This is a genomic window from Paucibacter sp. XJ19-41, from assembly GCF_028462495.1.
In the GTDB taxonomy this organism is placed as follows: domain Bacteria; phylum Pseudomonadota; class Gammaproteobacteria; order Burkholderiales; family Burkholderiaceae_C; genus Roseateles_E.
In genome coordinates, this window is sequence record NZ_JAQOWX010000242.1 from 1 (window position 1) to 2,308 (window position 2,308).

At 67.2% G+C, this 2,308-nt stretch carries 3 protein-coding genes; all 3 read left to right on the forward strand.

Annotation, left to right across the window (positions count from 1 at the left end; all coding sequences use genetic code 11):
* Positions 1-89: 89 nt before the first annotated feature.
* Complete coding sequence (gene tnpA, locus PO768_RS28540; RefSeq protein ID WP_272648753.1) at positions 90-440, forward strand: IS66-like element accessory protein TnpA; 351 nt, start codon at positions 90-92, stop codon at positions 438-440.
* Positions 416-766, forward strand: coding sequence for an IS66 family insertion sequence element accessory protein TnpB (gene tnpB, locus PO768_RS28545; protein ID WP_272648754.1), 351 nt, complete (start codon positions 416-418; stop codon positions 764-766). Before tnpA ends, tnpB begins: the two co-directional genes overlap by 25 nt.
* Positions 767-882: 116 nt before the next feature.
* On the forward strand, positions 883-2,308 hold a 1,426-nt coding region (tnpC, locus tag PO768_RS28550; protein WP_442953318.1), incomplete at its 3' end, for an IS66 family transposase.

Genomic DNA, 2,308 nt, shown 5'->3' on the forward strand with positions numbered 1-2,308 from the left:
GCCGCCGCGCTGTATCCGTCCGGCCAAGTCATCTTGAAGTCGCCGAGCGCAACAGCAAGGATCGTGTCCGCGTAACTTAGGTGGACACGATGACAAGCGAGAAGAAGGACAAGCGGCGGCAATACAGCGTGGCGATGAAGGCGCAGGTGGTGGCCGCGTGCGGCGAGCCCGGCGCTTCGGTGGCCAAGGTGGCGATGGCCCACGGCATCAATGCCAACGTCGTACACCGCTGGCGGCAACTGGCCCGTGAGGGCAAAGTCGCAACGCCCGCCAAGACAGGTGAGTTCATCGCGTTGCCGCTTGCCGTGCCGGCAGTGTCTGCAGCGGCGCCAGCGGACATCCGCGTGGAGCTGCGTCGCGGCTCGGTCACGATGAACATCACCTGGCCGGCCAGTGCGGCGGTGGACTTTGCCGCGTGGACTCGCGAGCTGCTGCGGTGATCCGGGTGGACGCGATCTGGCTGTCCTGCGAGCCGCTGGACATGCGCGCCGGCACCGAGACGGCGCTGGGCCGCGTGGTCAAGGTCTTCGGTGAGGCTCGGCCGCACCACGCCTACCTGTTCGCCAATCGGCGCGCCAACCGGATGAAGGCACTCGTGCACGATGGCATCGGCGTGTGGCTGGCGGCCAGGCGGCTGAACGCCGGGCGCTTCGTCTGGCCCCAGGAGGGCAGCACGCTGGCACTGACGCGGCCGCAGCTGGACGCGCTGGTGCTGGGCCTGCCCTGGCAGCGCATCGGCGAGGCGGGTGTGATCACCTCGCTCTGATCATTTCATTCTGAGCCGTCCATTGCTGACTGTGCTGATGGCGCGCTACCGCTTGCGCTGGCAGCATCACGGCCGTGATGGACAGCCCCCACGTCATCGACCCAGCCTTCGCGGGCATGAGCTTCGCCGAGGTGTGCGCACTGGCCCTGCAGCAGCAGGCCCAGATCAAGCACATCAGCGCCGTGAACGCCAAGATGGCCCACGAGATGGCTGTGCTCAAGCGACTGAAGTTCGCCGCCACATCGGAGCGCTTCAGCGCCGAGCAGAAGAGCCTGTTGGAAGAAGCCATTGATGAGGACCTGGCGGCGCTGGACCGAGAGATCGGCAAGCTCAAGCAGCCGGCCAAAGAGCCGCGCGAGAAGCAGACGCCCAAGCGCCAGGCGCTGCCGGCCCATCTGCCAAGCCGAGACGTCCACCACGAGCCTGAGAGCAGCATCTGCGCGACGCCGGGCTGCGGCTGCCAGATGCGGCGCATCGGCGAGGACGTGTCCGAGAAGCTCGACTACGAGCCGGGCCGCTTCAGCGTGGAGCGGCATGTGCGGGGCAAGTGGGCTTGCGCCCAGTGCCAGACGCTGGTTCAGGCTCCCGTGCCGGCCTGCGTGATCGACAAGGGGCTGGCCACGGCCGGCCTGATGGCGCATGTGGTGGTGGCCAAGTACATCGACCACCAGCCGCTGTATCGCCAGGAGGGCATCCTCGGTCGTGCCGGCTTCGCCGTGCCGCGCTCGACACAGGCCGAGTGGATCGGTGCCATCGGTGTGGAACTGGCCCCGCTGGTGCAGGCCATGCGCGAGGACCTGCTGAGCCGGCGCGTTCTGCACGCCGACGAGACACCGGTGGCCCTGCTCAAGCCCGCAGGCAAGAGCGATGGCAAAACCCACCGGGCCTACCTGTGGAGCTACTGCACCACGGCCTGGGACGACATCAGCGCGGTGGTCTTCGACTTCGCCGAGAGCCGAGCGGGTCACAACGCACGCCGCTTCCTGGGCATTGCCGAAAACGGCACAGGCGGCTGGCGCGGCACGCTGATCTGCGACGACTACGCCGGCTACAAGCAGGTCATGAATGCGGGCGTGACCGAGGCTGGTTGCATGGCGCACGCCCGGCGCAAGTTCCACGAACTGTGGGCCAATCACAGCAGCACGCTGGCCGAGCAAGCGCTCAAGCTGTTCGGCACCCTCTACGACATCGAACGCGAGGCCAAGGATTTGGCGCATGACGAGCGGCTGCGCATGCGCCAGCTCAAGTCCAGGCCGGCGGCCGATCTGCTGCATGCCTGGTTGATCGCCAACCGCCAGAAGGTGCCCGACGGCAGCGCGACCGCCAAGGCCATCGACTACAGCCTCAAGCGCTGGGCCGCGCTGACGCGCTTCATTGGCGACGGCGAACTGGCTGCTGACAACAACCGCATCGAGAACCTAATCCGGCCCATCGCACTAGGCAGGAAGAACTGGCTGTTCGCTGGCAGCTTGCGCGCGGGCCAACGGGCTGCGGCCATCATGAGCCTGCTGCACACCGCCCGGCTCAACGGGCATGAACCCT

Bases quoted from the DNA above. Each gene is read 5' to 3' on its own strand.
- tnpA (WP_272648753.1), top strand. From the start codon at position 90: ATGACAAGCGAGAAGAAGGACAAGCGGCGGCAATACAGCGTGGCGATG.